1 protein-coding gene is annotated in these 286 nt (G+C 35.0%); it reads right to left on the reverse strand.

Features of this window, described 5'->3' with window-relative positions; genetic code table 11:
- On the reverse strand, window positions 1–286 hold a 286-nt coding region (locus J4G32_RS21175), incomplete at both ends, for a hypothetical protein (protein WP_425515544.1).

Genomic DNA, 286 nt, shown 5'->3' on the forward strand with positions numbered 1-286 from the left:
AGTTATTTTGTATCCTTAATAACATAACTTCATGGCTAAAGATAAAAGACATATCAGTATTATATAATGGCAATCCTCTAAACGAGGGGACTACAGTAACAGAACGACAATGATGTTTTGAAAGTTCACGTAGCCAAAAATGTGTTTTCTCCAACTCGGTGTATTCATAAGCAAGGATATAATGGACATCACCTGTACGATTTAAATCCCAAATAGTCTCAGTATCCTTTATCACCGGCAACATATTTATTTCAGCATCTGACGCATCCGTATCAAAAAAAGCGAT

It is taken from the genome of Microvirga antarctica, assembly GCF_017921815.1.
Lineage (GTDB): Bacteria > Pseudomonadota > Alphaproteobacteria > Rhizobiales > Beijerinckiaceae > Microvirga > Microvirga antarctica.